Annotated in this window: 17 protein-coding genes; 5 read left to right on the top strand and 12 right to left on the bottom strand. The window is 28.8% G+C overall.

What is annotated here, in order from left to right; all coding sequences use genetic code 11:
* Positions 1–88 precede the first annotated feature (88 nt).
* From rpmF to pdxA, 3 genes are all read right to left on the bottom strand, one after another.
* Complete coding sequence (gene rpmF, locus I1A51_RS03625) at positions 89–286, bottom strand: 50S ribosomal protein L32 (RefSeq protein ID WP_196891205.1); 198 nt, start codon at positions 284–286, stop codon at positions 89–91.
* A 20-nt stretch (positions 287–306) separates the two neighbouring features.
* Positions 307–843, bottom strand: coding sequence for a YceD family protein (locus I1A51_RS03620; protein WP_196891203.1), 537 nt, complete (start codon positions 841–843; stop codon positions 307–309).
* A gap of 76 nt (positions 844–919) precedes the next feature.
* Positions 920–1,963, bottom strand: coding sequence for a 4-hydroxythreonine-4-phosphate dehydrogenase PdxA (gene pdxA, locus I1A51_RS03615; protein ID WP_196891201.1), 1,044 nt, complete (start codon positions 1,961–1,963; stop codon positions 920–922).
* A 284-nt stretch (positions 1,964–2,247) separates the two neighbouring features.
* On the opposite strand from pdxA, the gene I1A51_RS03610 reads away from it, so the two are divergent.
* Entirely contained in the window at positions 2,248–2,832 is a 585-nt protein-coding gene (locus I1A51_RS03610) for a riboflavin synthase (RefSeq protein ID WP_196891199.1), read from the top strand.
* Here I1A51_RS03610 and I1A51_RS03605 read toward each other — a convergent pair.
* Entirely contained in the window at positions 2,818–3,030 is a 213-nt protein-coding gene (locus I1A51_RS03605; protein ID WP_196891197.1) for a hypothetical protein, read from the bottom strand. The two genes, I1A51_RS03610 and I1A51_RS03605, sit on opposite strands and share 15 nt — an antisense overlap.
* Before the next feature lie 237 nt (positions 3,031–3,267).
* On the opposite strand from I1A51_RS03605, the gene I1A51_RS03600 reads away from it, so the two are divergent.
* Complete coding sequence (locus I1A51_RS03600; protein ID WP_196891195.1) at positions 3,268–3,588, top strand: DMT family transporter; 321 nt, start codon at positions 3,268–3,270, stop codon at positions 3,586–3,588.
* A gap of 67 nt (positions 3,589–3,655) precedes the next feature.
* Here I1A51_RS03600 and I1A51_RS03595 read toward each other — a convergent pair whose 3' ends face one another.
* From I1A51_RS03595 to I1A51_RS03580, 4 genes are all read right to left on the bottom strand, one after another.
* Positions 3,656–5,014 carry a DUF4153 domain-containing protein gene (locus tag I1A51_RS03595; protein WP_196891193.1) on the bottom strand — a complete coding sequence of 453 codons (1,359 nt, stop codon included), beginning with the start codon at positions 5,012–5,014 and terminating at the stop codon, positions 3,656–3,658.
* 51 nt (positions 5,015–5,065) lie between these two features.
* On the bottom strand, positions 5,066–5,368 hold the full coding sequence (locus tag I1A51_RS03590) for a winged helix-turn-helix domain-containing protein (RefSeq protein ID WP_196891191.1): 303 nt from the start codon (positions 5,366–5,368) through the stop codon (positions 5,066–5,068).
* A 96-nt stretch (positions 5,369–5,464) separates the two neighbouring features.
* Positions 5,465–6,010: a hypothetical protein gene (locus tag I1A51_RS03585; RefSeq protein WP_196891189.1), complete on the bottom strand. Its 546-nt coding sequence runs from the start codon at positions 6,008–6,010 to the stop codon at positions 5,465–5,467.
* A 5-nt stretch (positions 6,011–6,015) separates the two neighbouring features.
* The gene (locus I1A51_RS03580; RefSeq protein WP_196891187.1) at positions 6,016–6,636 is read right to left on the bottom strand and encodes a hypothetical protein; all 621 of its coding nucleotides are present in this window, start codon (positions 6,634–6,636) and stop codon (positions 6,016–6,018) included.
* A 170-nt stretch (positions 6,637–6,806) separates the two neighbouring features.
* Between I1A51_RS03580 and I1A51_RS03575 the strand changes: the two genes are divergently transcribed.
* Both I1A51_RS03575 and I1A51_RS03570 read left to right on the top strand, forming a co-directional pair.
* On the top strand, positions 6,807–8,942 hold the full coding sequence (locus I1A51_RS03575) for a prolyl oligopeptidase family serine peptidase (protein WP_196891186.1): 2,136 nt from the start codon (positions 6,807–6,809) through the stop codon (positions 8,940–8,942).
* Positions 8,943–9,014: 72 nt separating this feature from the next.
* Positions 9,015–9,146, top strand: a complete 132-nt coding sequence (locus tag I1A51_RS03570) for a FeoB-associated Cys-rich membrane protein (RefSeq protein WP_196891184.1) — start codon at positions 9,015–9,017, stop codon at positions 9,144–9,146.
* A 29-nt stretch (positions 9,147–9,175) separates the two neighbouring features.
* Here I1A51_RS03570 and I1A51_RS03565 read toward each other — a convergent pair whose 3' ends face one another.
* Both I1A51_RS03565 and glpK read right to left on the bottom strand, forming a co-directional pair.
* Entirely contained in the window at positions 9,176–10,825 is a 1,650-nt protein-coding gene (locus I1A51_RS03565; protein ID WP_196891182.1) for a glycerol-3-phosphate dehydrogenase/oxidase, read from the bottom strand.
* A 4-nt stretch (positions 10,826–10,829) separates the two neighbouring features.
* Positions 10,830–12,314 (bottom strand): glycerol kinase GlpK, encoded by a 1,485-nt coding sequence (glpK, locus tag I1A51_RS03560; protein WP_231373956.1) that lies wholly within the window; start codon positions 12,312–12,314, stop codon positions 10,830–10,832.
* A 168-nt stretch (positions 12,315–12,482) separates the two neighbouring features.
* On the opposite strand from glpK, the gene I1A51_RS03555 reads away from it, so the two are divergent.
* Positions 12,483–13,748 (top strand): DUF7482 domain-containing protein, encoded by a 1,266-nt coding sequence (locus I1A51_RS03555; RefSeq protein ID WP_196891181.1) that lies wholly within the window; start codon positions 12,483–12,485, stop codon positions 13,746–13,748.
* A 60-nt stretch (positions 13,749–13,808) separates the two neighbouring features.
* On the opposite strand, the gene I1A51_RS03550 is transcribed toward I1A51_RS03555, so the two are convergent.
* Both I1A51_RS03550 and pheS read right to left on the bottom strand, forming a co-directional pair.
* On the bottom strand, positions 13,809–14,210 hold the full coding sequence (locus I1A51_RS03550) for a hypothetical protein (RefSeq protein WP_196891179.1): 402 nt from the start codon (positions 14,208–14,210) through the stop codon (positions 13,809–13,811).
* 68 nt (positions 14,211–14,278) lie between these two features.
* Positions 14,279–15,298, bottom strand: a complete 1,020-nt coding sequence (pheS, locus tag I1A51_RS03545; RefSeq protein ID WP_196891177.1) for a phenylalanine--tRNA ligase subunit alpha — start codon at positions 15,296–15,298, stop codon at positions 14,279–14,281.
* Positions 15,299–15,388: the final 90 nt, after the last annotated feature.

Below are 15,388 nucleotides of genomic sequence, written 5' to 3'. Positions count from 1 at the left end.
TGTATTTTTTCGTTCTTTTTGGGCAAAAAAAAAGGAAAAACCCTCAAATCTGAGGGTTTTTCCAATGTTTTTCTTCTAATATGTTGTATTAAGCTTCAACACTTTCTTCAGTATCAATAACTACTTGTCCTCTGTAGTATAATTTTCCTTCATGCCAGTGAGCTCTGTGGTATAAGTGAGCTTCTCCAGTTGTTGGATCTACTGCGATTTGAGGAATAGAAGCTTTATAATGAGTTCTTCTCTTATTTCTTCTTTGTTTTGATATTTTTCTTTTAGGATGTGCCATTGCTAAATTTATTAATTATATTATTTTAACTTTCTTAATTTTTCCCATCTAGGATCAACATATTCTTCTTCTGTTGATTCTTCTTCTACTTCTTTTGGAGCATATGTTTCTAATCTATCAAAAACATCTGTCTCTAAAGTTCCATCTTCTATTCCTGGATGAATCCTTTTTTGTGGAATAGATAAAACGATCAATTCATAAATATACTGTGCAACATTTAATTGAAATTCTGCTCTTGGTAGAATTAAGATTTCTTCATTCTCATCATTAAATTCTTCCCCAAACTTTACAATTAATGGTAATTCTCCAGTAATTTCTTGATCAAATAATTCATTTGTTAAGTCACAATTCAGTCTAATAAATCCTGAAACCTTGAAAAAAAGCTCAAACATAGTGCTTTTTTTATTGAATTCTAAATCTACTTTTAAATTCACTAAATCAAAGTCTTCATCGAACTGAAAAAGCTTAAAGAACGTGTTATCAATTTGATATTCAAATTGGTGTTTTGTTTCCTTTAATCCAACAAATGGAATATTAAATGTTTTCAAATCTTTCATCTTAAACATCAATTTGAGCGTGCAAAGATATAAAATTATCATTAATTCCTATTATGGAATTAAAAAAATATCTATGCTACGAAGTTTTTTTAACTTTTAATACATTTTTTGTCAAGGTTTTATACTCTTCTCTAGTTCTATGAATATTAATTGCTTGAAATAATGCTTCTTTAAACGAACTTTCATCACCTAAACCTTTTCCTGCAATATTATAAGCAGTTCCATGGTCTGGAGATGTTCTGATTTCACTTAAACCAGCTGTATAATTTACACCATTTCCAAAAGCAATTGTTTTAAAAGGAGCTAAACCTTGATCATGATACATCGCTAAAACAGCATCAAATTCTTTATAAGTTCCCGAACCAAAAAAACTATCTGCTGCATATGGGCCGTAAACTAACTTCCCATCATTTAAGAATTCTTCCAAAGTTGGTCGAATAATTTCATCGTCTTCAGTTCCAATTACACCATGATCTCCACAATGTGGATTTAATCCTAAAACAGCGATTTTCGGTCTATCAATTCCAAAATCTTCTACTAAAGATTTATACATGATATTTACTTTTTTCTGAATTAATTCTGGAGTAATTGTCTCTGCAACCTTCGAAATAGGAATATGTCCCGTAATCAATCCTACTCGTAATTCATCTGTCATAAGGATCATTAATGATTCTCCTTCTAACTGTGATTCTAAATATTCTGTGTGTCCAGGAAAAGTAAATTCCTCCGATTGAATATTGTCCTTATTAATAGGAGCAGTTACTAAAACATCAATTTCTTTATTTTTTAAAGCCTCTGTTGCTTTTTCTAAAGATAAAAATGCATATTTTCCTGCTTCTTTTGAAGGTTTACCATAAGAAATAGTAACTTCTTCTTTCCAAATATTACAAACGTTGAACTTTCCATGTAATGCTTTACTTGGTTCATTAATTCCTTGTGTTTGAATATTTAATTTTAATGATTTTTTGTAAAAAGATATTACTTTGGATGAAGCAAATAGAATAGGTGTACAAATCTCTAACATTCGTTTGTCTAAAAATGTTTTTAGTACGATTTCAGAACCAATTCCATTCAAATCTCCAATAGATATACCTACTTTTATTTTTTCCTCTTTCTCCATTCACGAGATTATTTATGTACTAAACAATGTATTATAAAGATATTCATTTTCATCGGTAAATATTATTTTAATTTCTATTTATTTGGGCATTTCCTTTTCTAAGGAAAAGGTCGGGCTTTCCACTATATCTTTTGCTGCAAATATGCAGGCAGCAAAAGGATGCCGCTACAATCCCTAATGCATTTTAAACTTATTTCCGTTGATAATCGTTGAATAACTTTTATTTAGTACAATGATTATTATTACTTTTGAAGTACCAAAAATAAACAATAAAATTAATTATTATGTTTACGGGAATAATTGAAACTCTAGGTAGGGTTAAAAACATAGAAAAAGAAGGAACAAATGTTCACTATACAATCGAAAGTGAAATTACTTCTGAGTTAAAAATTGATCAAAGTGTTGCACATAATGGTGTTTGTCTTACTGTGGTTGCAATTAATAATAATGAATATACAGTTACAGCAATTCAAGAAACTTTAGAAAAGACAAATCTAGAAGATTTAGAAATCGGATCGATTGTGAATTTGGAAAGAGCGATGAAACTTGGTGATAGATTAGATGGTCATATCGTTCAAGGTCATGTGGATCAAACAGGTGTTTGTACAAATATTAAAAAGGAAGATGGAAGTTGGATTTTTACTTTTTCTTACAGTCCAAATAAAAACAATGTAACTATTGAAAAAGGTTCGATTACGATTAATGGAACTAGCTTAACAGTTGTAAATTCAAAAGAAAATGAATTTAGTGTTGCAATAATTCCTTATACTTACGAACATACAAACTTCCATACTTTTACGGTCAATACAAGAATAAATCTTGAGTTCGATGTGGTTGGGAAATATGTAGCTAGATTATTGAAGCTTTAATTTCTTTTTATAAATAGTATAAGCTCCTAATCCAACTGCTGCAATTACTAATATTAAAATATTAGAATCAATTGGAAGGTGAGGAGGCAAAACTATAGGTTCAGGGTAACCGTCCGGCGGTGTCGGAGGAGCCTGTTCTTGCGCTACGATGGTCGAAGAGGCGATTAATGCTATGATGAAATTAAAAATATTTTTCATGGGGCAACTACTAAATAAATTTTTACGCAATATTACATAAAAAACTTTAACAATTAAACTGTTAAAGTTTTTTTATATTATTTTTTTTAAAACACTAGGTCAATATAATAAAAACTTAGCAATGTTTAAAATAAACGATGAAAGCAAATAAAATATTTTAACATTTAAGCAATAATTATAATAATTAACGAATTGGAAAACTTATATTTAACTTGATGAAATTGTAATTTTTAGGTTATGAGTTGGATTTATCTGATTATCGCTGGATTATTTGAAATTGGTTGGCCTTTAGGATTGAAATTATCACAAACAAATTCACATTATAAAATTTCTGGAATTGTATTATCCGTTGCTGCGATGGCTTTCAGTGGTTATTTTCTATGGATGGCACAAAAACATATTCCAATTGGAACTGCTTATGCAGTGTGGACAGGAATTGGAGCTGTTGGAACTTTAATTATCGGAATTATTTTCTTTGGAGATTCCTCTAGTATTCTTCGCTTACTTTCAGCATCCCTTATTATTATTGGGATTGTCGGTCTGAAAATTGCAAATTAAAAAGGATGAACACAAATTTTGTATTCACCCTTTTTAAACTTTTCTTTTTCAATTTAATTTCTCCCAACTATTCTTCTACGAAATGATTAAAAGTGTATTCTTGCCATTTTTGATTTTCTCTTTCTGTTTGATTAAAACGATATTCAGAATCGATTTTAAGTTTTATTTGTTCTGATAAAGGATTTGTTTCACTATACTTTTTAAAAGTTTCTACATCATATTTAATACGCATTAAATATTCTAGATCTACAATTTTTGCTTGATATAAATTAAATTTTGTAAAAATAGCATTCCAATTAAAAAATGAAATAAGAAGTAGAAATGTTCCAATTATTTGCACATTTGTTTTTAATAAATACCAAAAAGTTTTTTTGTTTTGAATTTTAATAAAAGTCGTAAAAAGTCCAATTAAAGTGGATGTTAAAAATAAAATCACACCAAATCTTTTATACGTAAATCCGCTAAATTGAATGTATTGTGTATTTCTATAAATTGTAGTAAAAACCAGAATAATATTTAAAGTAATCCAGATATAACTTAAAATTTTTAAACTTTTATTCTTTTTGTAGAAATTGATATTTCCTCTAAAAAAATAAAGAATAATTCCAATTGCAAAAATGATGGAAATAATTAATGTGTTAACTCCTTGATGAACAGCTTCTGAAAGTGTAGTACTTTTTAACTCTGGACTTTCCATAAAAAAAGTAATGAAATAGAAAATCAAAATCGCATTTAACGTAATTAATAAACTATTTCCAATTTGAGTTTCTTGAATTTTTCTTTTCTGATTTTTTAAACTTTCTTTTTTCTTTAAAAGATGTAATGGAGACTTTAAATCTATTTTTGTCAGATTTTCAATTTTATTTGAAAACGAGATTTTATAAAGTATAATAAAAGCGGCTAATGTTGTAAAAATCCAATCAAATCGAATTGTAATATTGCTAAATATTTCTGCAAATTTTTCATTTGAACTGCTATAAAGAAGGATGAAAATAATCCCAATTATAAATGATATTCCGATTAAGATAAAATAGAAAATATATTTTTTGAGATTAAATTTATGACTAGTAGTTTCTTTTCGAATTTCTAAAAAAGCTACAGTATTGAAAATTCCATTAATGATTTTCGTGATATAACTATTTTGTGTGTTAATCAATGTTCCAACGAATAAAAAGAAGGAAAAAAATAAAGACCAAAAAACATAAGTTGATTGATGAAAAAATGGAACTATCGAAAGTCCTAAAAATAACATTCCAGAAAATAGAGCACTTTTATTTTTACTGTTTTCGGAATGTGTAATTAATAAATAAGGTGTGAAAAGAATACCGAAAATTGCCAGATTTAATCCGATATTTTGATTTAAAAATAATACTGTAAACAAGATTGCTAGTACAATATTATAACTAATAATGATTTTATTTTTCATATTTTTAATTTTAAAAGAACTTTGAAATTCAAAGTAAATGCATAAAAAAATTTAAAGTTGACTAGATTTAATAATTTGTTCTAAAGCTTCAATATGTTTTTTGAAAGCTTCTTTTCCTGTAGAAGTTGCAGAATATTTTGTGTTTGGTTTTCGTCCAATAAATTGTTTTTGAACTAAGATAAATTCCTCTTTTTCAAGTGCTTTTAAATGACTTGCCAAATTTCCATCTGTAACTCCTAATAATTCTTTTAAACTTTTAAAATCCACAGCATCATTCACAACTAAAGCACTCATTATGCCTAGTCGAATTCTGTGATCAAAAGTTTTATTTATATGTAAAAGAATATCTTTCATTTCAGATGTAATTTTAACAAGATGCAAATGTAATAGAACTATCTATTTTATTAGAAATATTTATCATGATTTTTATAATTATTTAATTTAAAGTTATTAATCTTTTTGATGTAAACCAACTCGATAAGAAAGCTGATGTCCCATATTTGGTCCAACTTTTTCCAAAATTTTTTCAGAATATGTTTTTCCTTCTAATTCATAATCGATGGAAATATTACAAATATTTTTTACTAAAATCCATTTCGTATTACTTTCACTTTCATTTAATTTTGAGATAAAAGCATCATCTTCACATCCGCTTATTTGTAAATTTGAAATTGTCGAATCCGTTGCATTTACCACTTCAATTCGAATAGTATCTTTTAATTTGGTTGAAAAAAATACATATAAAAGAACTACAGGAATATTGATAAATAATATAGCTGAACCTTTGTAATATTTATGTTTCATTTTCTGATTTGTCAATGATTTTAGCATCAACAAAACGAATATTGAAAAATTCACAATTCCTGCTATTAAAGTATAATAGTAACATGCAATTGCTATTCGAATTGTACTATTATAAAAAAAGATACACATAAAAAGTGTTCCTATCAAAAATGAAATAAATGCTGATAAATATGCTTTTCTATGAAGTTTCATTTTTGTCAATTTCTATCGTGTTGATAATAAAAAATGATTCCATATAAAATATGTAAGATTCCAAAACCAATTGCCCAGAATGTAATTCCATATCCGATAAAGAATAGAGAAATTAGACCTAAAATAATTTCAGAAATTCCTAAATATTTAATTGTTCCAAGTGTATATTTACTTGCACTAAAAAGAGCAACACCATAGAAAATCAAAGTTGCAGGAGCAATAATTCCATAGTATTTTTTAATCATTAAAATCACACAGAAAATCCCACCAGTAAAAAGCGGAACACAAAAATCAATCAATAATTTTTTAGTTAAAGAATTCCAAATCGCTTCCTTATTTTTTTTCGCTTTTTTATACGTTAAAATAAATCCAGTAGTAATACTTAAAACTAATACAGCCGCAGCAACCAGAATTAATTTAATCCTTAAAAGATATACATTTTCGTATCTATAAATAGAAAAATCACTTATATATTGTTTAATTAAAGCATTTCCAGCGAAAGCTCCAATTAGAGCATAAATTCCTGCTAGAATTCCTGACATTCCACTAAGCGATAAAAATTTAGTAGAACGATTCATAATTGATTTAATTTCAGTGATATCTTTTAAGTAATTTTCTGTATTCATGATTAAAGTACTTTGAAATACAAAGTAAAGTAATATTTGGCAATTATTCAAATAAAAAAATCAGGAAAATCAGAAACTTTTTATAAAAACAGAAGTTAACAGTTTTCTAAAAAATCATTCGTTTATTTTATTTACATTTGTTAAAATCAAATTATAAATTCAATAACAAAATGAGAAACATTGTTATAGCAACAATAATTGGAGCTATGGGAATATCATGTTCTTCACCAAATAAAGAGGATAAAAAAGATACTGCTCAAGGTCTTACATATCCAGTTACAAAACAAGTAAATCAAGTGGATAAATATTTCGGTACAGAAGTTAAAGATCCATATCGTTGGTTAGAAGATGATCGTTCCCCTGAAACGGAAGCATGGGTAAAGGAAGAGAATAAAGTAACTTTCGATTATCTAAATAAAATTCCATACAAAAATGAAATCAAAGAACGATTAGAAAAATTATGGAATTACGAAAAAGTAAGTGCTCCTTTTGTAGAAGGTGATTATACTTACTTTTATAAGAATGATGGATTACAAAATCAATCTGTTTTATATAGACAAAAAGGAGAGGGAGAACCAGAAATTTTCTTAGATCCAAATAAATTCGCTGCTGATGGAACAACTTCTTTAGGACAAGTTTCTTTTTCTGAAAGTGGAAAAATTGTTGCTTATTCTATTTCTGAAGGAGGTTCAGATTGGAGAAAAATTATCATTTTAAATGCAGAAGATAAAAAGGTAATTGGAGATACATTAGTTGATGTAAAATTCTCTGGAATTTCTTGGAAAGGAGACGAAGGTTTCTATTATTCAAGTTATGATAAGCCAAAAGGAAGTGAGCTTTCTGCTAAAACAGATCAACATAAATTATACTACCATAAACTTGGAACTCCACAAAGCGAAGATAAAGTTATCTTTGGTTTAGATCAAAAAAGAAGATATGTAGGAGGAAACGTTACTTCTGATAATAAATTCTTAGTAATTACTGCTGCAACTTCGACTTCTGGAAATGAATTATATCTTCAAGATATTTCAAAACCAAATTCTAAAATTGTTCCTGTTGTTACAAACTTTGATTCGGATAGTTATGTTATCGATAATAAAGGAGATAAACTTTATATCGTTACGAATTTAGACGCTCCAAACAAAAGAATTGTTACTGTAGATGCTAAAAACCCAACTCCAGAAAATTGGAAAGATTTTATCGCAGAAACTGAAAATGTTTTAGAGCCAACAAAAGGTGCTGGATATTTCTTCGCAGAATATATGGTGCACGCTGTTTCTCAAGTAAAACAATATAATTATGATGGAAAATTAGTTCGTGAAATCGAATTACCAGGAATTGGAACAATTAATGGTTTTGGTGGTAAAAAAGATGCAAAAGAATTATACTATACTTTTACAAATTATATCACACCAAGTTCTATTTTTAAATTTGATCCAGCATCTGGAAAATCTGATTTATTCAGAAAACCAAAAATCGATTTCAACAGTGATGATTACGAATCGAAACAAGTATTTTATACTTCTAAAGATGGAACAAAAGTTCCTATGATTATCACGCATAAAAAAGGATTGAAATTAGATGGTAAAAATCCAACTATCTTATATGGATATGGTGGATTCAACATTAGTTTAACACCTTCTTTTAGTATTGCAAATGCTGTTTGGTTAGAATACGGTGGAGTTTACGCTGTAGCTAACTTAAGAGGTGGTGGAGAATATGGTAAAAAATGGCACGATGAAGGAACACAAATGAAAAAACAAAATGTGTTTGATGATTTCATCGCTGCTGCTAATTATTTGAATGAACATCAATATGCTACTTCTGATTATTTAGCAATCAGAGGAGGATCAAATGGAGGTCTTTTAGTTGGAGCAACGATGACTCAGCGACCTGACTTAATGAAAGTTGCACTTCCTGCGGTTGGGGTTTTAGATATGTTACGTTACCACACATTTACTGCTGGAGCTGGTTGGGCTTACGATTATGGAACTTCTGAGCAATCTCAAGAAATGTTTAACTACTTAAAAGGTTATTCTCCTGTTCATAATGTGAAAAAAGGTGTGCAATATCCTGCAACTTTAATTACAACTGGTGATCATGATGATAGAGTAGTTCCTGCACATTCATTCAAATTTGCTGCTGAATTACAAGCAAAACAAACTGGACCAAATCCTGTTTTAATTCGAATTGAAACAAATGCTGGTCACGGAGCTGGAACTCCAGTTTCTAAAACTATCGAGCAATACGCAGATATTTTCTCGTTTACGCTTTACAACATGGGAATTAAGAAATTACATGAATAATAGTTTATAAATAGCAAGTATAAAAGCAACAATCTGAAAATGGTTGTTGCTTTTTTTTTGTAATTTTGTTTTATGCAAAAGATACTTGTTTATATCGCTTTAGCTTTGGCTATTTTTTATTTAGTCAAGAAATATATTTTAAAACCTAAGAAGAAAAATAAAGATTCTAATTGTTCTTCTGATTGTGGTTGTGGAAAAGGTTAATTGTTAATAACTTGTTGATAACTTGAATTTTATTTAAAATTTGTAGTATTGTAAATTATCTTTTCTAATTTCTTTTTTTCTTCATTAAATTGCTCTTCATTCCAAGAAAAATAAGAAGAAAATACTTCTAAAATAATCTCTTTTTCTTTTTTTAATTTTTTAATATTGAAAAGTAATAAACTTGTTCTTCGAATAATAAAATCTTCGGGAGTTAAGACCATTTCATGTTTTAAACAAAATTGAATTTCTGCTTTTGTAAGTATCTCTAAATCGAGTTTTTCATTTTTAGATTTTGCAATTTTTAAAATTTCTTCTGTTTGTTTTCCAAATGTATGTACTAATCTTTTTGCCTCTAAAAGACCATTTTCAAAATGTTTTAATACAAAGAAAACTTCATCAATATATTTTTTTACTTCTTTATAATTCTTAAACTTATTTTTAGTTAAAGGAATTTTATGTGTTTGAATAGATTTAAATTTTTGACGGTGTTGTTTTCTAAAATTTTCCGCCAATAAATCCACAACTCTTTCCGCCATTTTTCGATAACCTGTCAATTTTCCTCCTGCAATAGAAATTAAACCTGAATTAGAAATAAAGATTTCATCTTTTCTGGAAATCTCAGAAGCCGACTTTCCTTTTTGTAAAATCAATGGTCTTAAACCTGCCCAAGTTGACTCAATATCATTCAATCCTAAATGAATATTATGAAACATGTGATTTACAGAATGCAGTAAATACAAGACATCAGGCATCAAAACTTTGACTTTTTCTTTTGACTCATTGTATTTTGTATCTGTTGTTCCAATGTAAGTTTTGTTTTCTCTTGGAATTGCAAAAAGCATTCTTCCATCTGGAGCATCAAAATAAATTGCATGTTTAACAGGTAGTTTTTGATGTGCAACGACAATGTGAATTCCTTTCGTTAATTGTAAATGTTTTTCCACAGAAATATCATCCATTTCTCGTAAAGAATCCACCCAAGGTCCAGAAGCATTCACAATATATTTTGCTTTAATTTCAAATGTTTTTTTAGAAATAAAATCATATGCTTTAATTCCAGAAATTTTTTTATCTGTATATAAATATTCCAAAGCTTCTGTATAATTTAAAATTGAAGCACCATGATGAAATGCAGTTTTCATTACTTCCAGCGTTAATCTGGCATCATCTGTTCGATATTCTGCATAATATCCTGCACCTTTCAATAAACTATTTTGTAAAAGCGGTTCTAATTCCAAAGTCTCTTTTTTGGAAAGCATTTTACGTTTATCATCATTAGAAACATGTGCTAATAAATCATAAATTTTTAAACCAACAGAAGTTAACCAAGTTCCATAAGTTCCTCCTTCAATAATAGGTAAAATCATTTTTTCAGGAATAACCAAATGTGGCGCAAGTTTATGAACAATTGCTCTTTCTGAACCAACTTCATGAACTAACCAAAAATCAAATTGCTTTAAATAGCGTAAACCACCATGTACTAATTTTGTTGATTTACTACTCGTTCCCGAAGCAAAATCTCCTTTTTCAATCAATGCTGTTTTCATTCCTCTAGAAACTGCATCCAATGCAATTCCAGCTCCAGTAATTCCTCCACCAATGATTAAAACATCAAATTCTTCTTTTTGTAATTGTTTAAGAATTTCTTCTCTGTTTTTAAAAGAAAAAGGTTTTTGCATGTTGTTATTTTTTAAATTGAATCAAATTATTCACAGCTTTTGTCCATTTTTCTGTGAGTTTTTCTCTTTTTTGTGTAGAAATTTTTGGCGAGAAAACCGTTTTTTTATTCTTGATATTTTTTAAAGAGTTTATGGTCCAAATTCCTGAAGAAATTCCGGAAAGATAAGCTGTTCCTAAGATGGTTGATTCCACATTACTTCCTCGATTGATTAATTTATTCAGAATATTCGATTGAAACTGTAATAAATAATTACTCTTTGAAACTCCTCCATCTACATTTATTTCAGAAATTAGTTGCTTAGTATCAGCTTCCATCACTTCAATGATATCTTTTGTTCTATAAGCAATTGATTCTAAAGTTGCTTTTATAATATCTTCTTTTGTGGTATTAAAATTTAAATTAAACATCGCGCCATTTACTTTCATATTCCAAAAAGGAGCTCCCAAACCTGAAAAACTCGGAATAAAAACAGCTGAACTTTCTTTTGTAGAAGTTATTTCTTTTTCTAATTCCACAACATTTTCAACTAATTTTAAATTAGAAATCAACCATTCAATTGCGCTTCCTGCTACAAAAACATTTCCTTCTAAAGCGTAAGTAGTTTTTCCTTTAATTTTCCATGCAACAGTTGTTAAAAGTCCATTATTAGAATAAGTAATTTTCTCTCCAATATTCATTAAAAGAAAACAACCTGTTCCATATGTATTTTTCAAATTTCCTTTCTCAAAACACATTTGTCCAAACAAAGCAGCTTGCTGATCTCCTAGAATACTTGTAATTGGAATTTCAATATCATTTGCTTTAAAATAACCGAAATGTGCATCTGAAGCTTCAATTTTTGGTAGAATTTTTCTAGGAATTTTAAAAATTTCAAGTAAATCATCATCCCAATCTAAATGTTGAAAAGAATACAACATCGTTCGTGATGCATTGGAAATATCTGTTGCATGAACCTTATGTTCTGTCAAATTCCACAAAATCCAAGAATCAATAGTTCCAACTAAAAGCTTATTTTGTCTGATTTTTTCTTTTGCTTCTGGAACATTTTCTAAAATCCATTGAATTTTACTTGCAGAAAAATAAGCATCAATGATTAATCCAGTTTTTTTATGAATATAAGAATCTAATTTTTTTCGCTTTAATTTATTACAAATCGCAGTTCCTCTTTTATCCTGCCAACCTATTGCATTGTAAATCGGAATTCCTGTTTCTTTATCCCAAGCAACAACTGTTTCTCGTTGATTTGTTATTCCGATACTAATAATTTCTTGAGTTTGGATTTTTTTGTTTTCTAAGATTTCAGAAATACATTCCATTACAGAAGAAAGTAATTCAAAAGGATTCTGTTCTACCCAATTTTTTTTTGGATACATAGAAGTACATTTTTTTTGAACTATAGAAACAATTTTCCCTTTTTTATCTATAAGAGCAGCTCTAGAGCTGTTTGTTCCTTGGTCAATTGCAATAATGTATTTCTTTATAATCATTTGAAAATTAATAGGTTACTATTAAATTTAAGGATTTTTTATTTTATTTATAAATAATTGATTTAGAATTAATTAAATGTGAAAATTATAGTTTATAAGTTTTTTTGAGATTTTTTTAACTAAATGATTGATTAACTTCATGTTACCAATTATAAAAGTTTCAAAATCATGAAAAATAGATACATATTTGTAATTTTTCTTACAATTTCATCCTTATTTTTTAGTTGTTCGGATGATGATAACGGAAACCAAATTCCAGAAACACCAATTGCTGTCGATCCTGATTTAGATTTTGAATTAGCGACACAAGAAGTAGATATTTTATTAGCGACCTATAAAGAAGATTCTGGAAGAGATTTATTTAATCCAGATGCGCCAAGTAACTTTACTCCTGAGCAAAATGTTTATGTTCAAAATGCTTTGGCAATTAATTTAGATCATAGTGCGCCAACAGTAACTTTACCAATTTTTAAAGGAATTGGAAATTTAGGAGAAACAGTTTACTATATTATTACAGAAGCTTCAGATTTTCAAATTGCTCGAAGAATGGGAATTAATTATAGTCCAAAATTAAAATACGCAAGGAATTCTGGAGGAGAACAAAAAATTACAATTAATGATGAAGGTCGAGTTGTTTTTATAGGAAATGTCGATTTTTCTCCTGATAGATATATTGAGCCAGGAGAAGGTGATTTTGCTTTTCCTCCAAAAGTAGCACAACCAGGAGCTATTGGAGATGCTAATTATTCGCCAGTTGTTGTACTTCCAAGTAATTTAGTGTTAAACTTATCTCCTGTGAAAAATGCTACAGGAGTTCATGATAGGTTACCTGAAGGTGAAGCTTCTATTGATACAGATGAATTTAAAGTAACATTGCAAATTCTAGATGGATTCCAAGGAGGAAATCCTTATTTCTATCATTTAGTAACAGATGCAGTTGATGCTATTCCTGCTACAATTGAGTTAGGAATTTATGCACCGAGATTAGCAAATATTCCACAATTTGGTTTTTCTACTTTAGATGATGAATCTGCTTTATTAGGGTTTTCACCTGTAGGAAATGGAATTAATGATCCAAATGATCCACAACGACAAGGATTAAGTTCTGCAATTTTAAGTGATCAAAATGGTTCAGGACCTTTAGCTCCTTTAGATCCAATAAACGTTTTTCCTGTTGGACCAAAAAATACTTTAGAAAGAGGAAATAATTATAGTCCACTTTGGGATGCACATATCAGTAAATGGACAGACGAAGCCATTGATCAAGGAATGCGAAGAAGAATTACAAGTTTTGAAGATTTATCTGATTTAATAGAAGCAGGATGGGTGAAAAGTTTTACACCAGGTGTGGGACCAAATAATCCATATGTTCACGGATTAAGTGCAAGTAATGCAATTATAAATTGCCCAGTTATTGCACACCCAACAGAATAATGAAAAGACAATATTATAGTTGAAAAAGAAAAGCAGAAACAAACGTTTCTGCTTTTTTATTTATTTTCGGATAATTCCTTTTTTGTCTAATTGTTTAATGTATCGCAAAGTACTTTCTTTTACTGTGTTTTTTTCAAAAACATATTGTTTATCATACATGGTATCACCATCGAAGAAAGTTACATTGAAAACATTGTCAAGAGCTAAAACTTCTTCTTGAATAAATTCAATTTTCGCATACGAATGAGCTTCCATTTTTTGCACAGTTTTACGCATCATAGAAGTTATTTTTCCAGTTTCAGGATCCATTCCTTGCGAAACACAAATAACCATTTCAATTTGTGTATCTCTATCATTGATTAAATAAACATTCCAATCGTCTGTTTGATATGTTTCATTAAACTCTTTTACGATTGCCATATAAACATTTTCCACTTTAGGAATAAAAATATCTTTTTTCATAAATAATTGTTTTAAGAAAAAAAAGGAGTTTCATTTTTCAGAAACTCCTCTGTAAGCATATTTATAAATTAAAGTACAGTTTTGAATTGCTCTAAGAATCGAACATCGTTCTCATAGAACATACGAATATCAGGAATTTGATATAAAAGCATTGCAATTCGCTCGATTCCCATTCCGAATGCATAACCACTATATTTTGTTGGGTCAATATTTGCATTCTTTAATACATTAGGATCTACCATTCCACATCCCATTATTTCTAACCATCCCGTACCTTTTGTAATCTTATAGTCAGTTTCCGTTTCTAATCCCCAGTAAATATCTACTTCAGCACTTGGCTCTGTAAATGGGAAATAAGAAGGTCTTAAACGGATTTTAGATTTACCAAACATTTCTTTTGTAAAGTAAAGAAGTGTTTGTTTTAAGTCTGCAAACGAAACATCTGTATCAATATATAATCCTTCTACTTGGTGAAAAATACAGTGTGCTCTTGCAGAAATATCTTCATTTCTAAATACACGTCCTGGAGAAATTGTACGAATTGGTGGTTCGTTGTTTTCCATATAGCGAACTTGTACAGAAGAAGTATGTGTACGTAATAAGATATCAGGGTCTTTCTCGATGAAGAAAGTATCTTGCATATCTCTTGCAGGATGATATTCTGGTAAGTTTAATGCAGTAAAGTTGTGCCAATCATCTTCTATTTCTGGACCTTCAGAAACTGTAAATCCAATTCTTGAGAAAACATCAATAATTTGATTTTTAACAATAGAAATAGGATGACGAGAACCTAATTCGATTGGTTCAGATGGACGAGTTAAATCTCCATAAAAACCTTTTTGTTCATCGGCAGATTCTAGGTTATCTTTTAAAGTATTAACCTTGTCTTGTGCTGCATTTTTTAATGTGTTTAGTGCTTGTCCAAATTCTTTTCTTGAAGCAGGTTCTACATTTTTAAATTCAGCAAAAAGATCATTTAAAAGACCTTTTTTTCCTAGGTATTTGATACGAAAATCCTCAACAGCTTCTGGACTGTTTGCTTGGAATTCGTTTACTTCGCCTATAAGTTCTTTTACTTTATCTAACATTTCATTTGTAAATTAGAGTGCAAATTTACATTTTTTTATTAACTGAAGGAGGTGTTTTTGTTTAAAAATAACTGGAAAATGAATTGATTG

The sequence above is a fragment of the Aureivirga marina genome (genome assembly GCF_015767265.1).
Taxonomy (GTDB): Bacteria; Bacteroidota; Bacteroidia; order Flavobacteriales; family Flavobacteriaceae; genus Aureivirga; species Aureivirga marina.
The sequence above is the reverse complement of the archived record's forward strand: the minus strand, read 5'-3'. Positions and strand labels throughout refer to the sequence as shown.

Coding starts and splice junctions, on each gene's coding strand:
- I1A51_RS03575 (WP_196891186.1), top strand. CDS start 6,807: ATGAGAAACATTGTTATAGCAACAATAATTGGAGCTATGGGAATATCA.
- I1A51_RS03585 (WP_196891189.1), bottom strand. CDS start 6,010: ATGAAACTTCATAGAAAAGCATATTTATCAGCATTTATTTCATTTTTG.
- rpmF (WP_196891205.1), bottom strand. CDS start 286: ATGGCACATCCTAAAAGAAAAATATCAAAACAAAGAAGAAATAAGAGA.
- I1A51_RS03595 (WP_196891193.1), bottom strand. CDS start 5,014: ATGAAAAATAAAATCATTATTAGTTATAATATTGTACTAGCAATCTTG.
- I1A51_RS03605 (WP_196891197.1), bottom strand. CDS start 3,030: ATGAAAAATATTTTTAATTTCATCATAGCATTAATCGCCTCTTCGACC.
- pheS (WP_196891177.1), bottom strand. CDS start 15,298: ATGTTAGATAAAGTAAAAGAACTTATAGGCGAAGTAAACGAATTCCAA.
- glpK (WP_231373956.1), bottom strand. CDS start 12,314: ATGATTATAAAGAAATACATTATTGCAATTGACCAAGGAACAAACAGC.
- I1A51_RS03570 (WP_196891184.1), top strand. CDS start 9,015: ATGCAAAAGATACTTGTTTATATCGCTTTAGCTTTGGCTATTTTTTAT.
- I1A51_RS03580 (WP_196891187.1), bottom strand. CDS start 6,636: ATGAATACAGAAAATTACTTAAAAGATATCACTGAAATTAAATCAATT.
- I1A51_RS03550 (WP_196891179.1), bottom strand. CDS start 14,210: ATGAAAAAAGATATTTTTATTCCTAAAGTGGAAAATGTTTATATGGCA.
- I1A51_RS03610 (WP_196891199.1), top strand. CDS start 2,248: ATGTTTACGGGAATAATTGAAACTCTAGGTAGGGTTAAAAACATAGAA.
- I1A51_RS03620 (WP_196891203.1), bottom strand. CDS start 843: ATGAAAGATTTGAAAACATTTAATATTCCATTTGTTGGATTAAAGGAA.
- I1A51_RS03590 (WP_196891191.1), bottom strand. CDS start 5,368: ATGAAAGATATTCTTTTACATATAAATAAAACTTTTGATCACAGAATT.
- I1A51_RS03600 (WP_196891195.1), top strand. CDS start 3,268: ATGAGTTGGATTTATCTGATTATCGCTGGATTATTTGAAATTGGTTGG.
- I1A51_RS03565 (WP_196891182.1), bottom strand. CDS start 10,825: ATGCAAAAACCTTTTTCTTTTAAAAACAGAGAAGAAATTCTTAAACAA.
- pdxA (WP_196891201.1), bottom strand. CDS start 1,963: ATGGAGAAAGAGGAAAAAATAAAAGTAGGTATATCTATTGGAGATTTG.
- I1A51_RS03555 (WP_196891181.1), top strand. CDS start 12,483: ATGAAAAATAGATACATATTTGTAATTTTTCTTACAATTTCATCCTTA.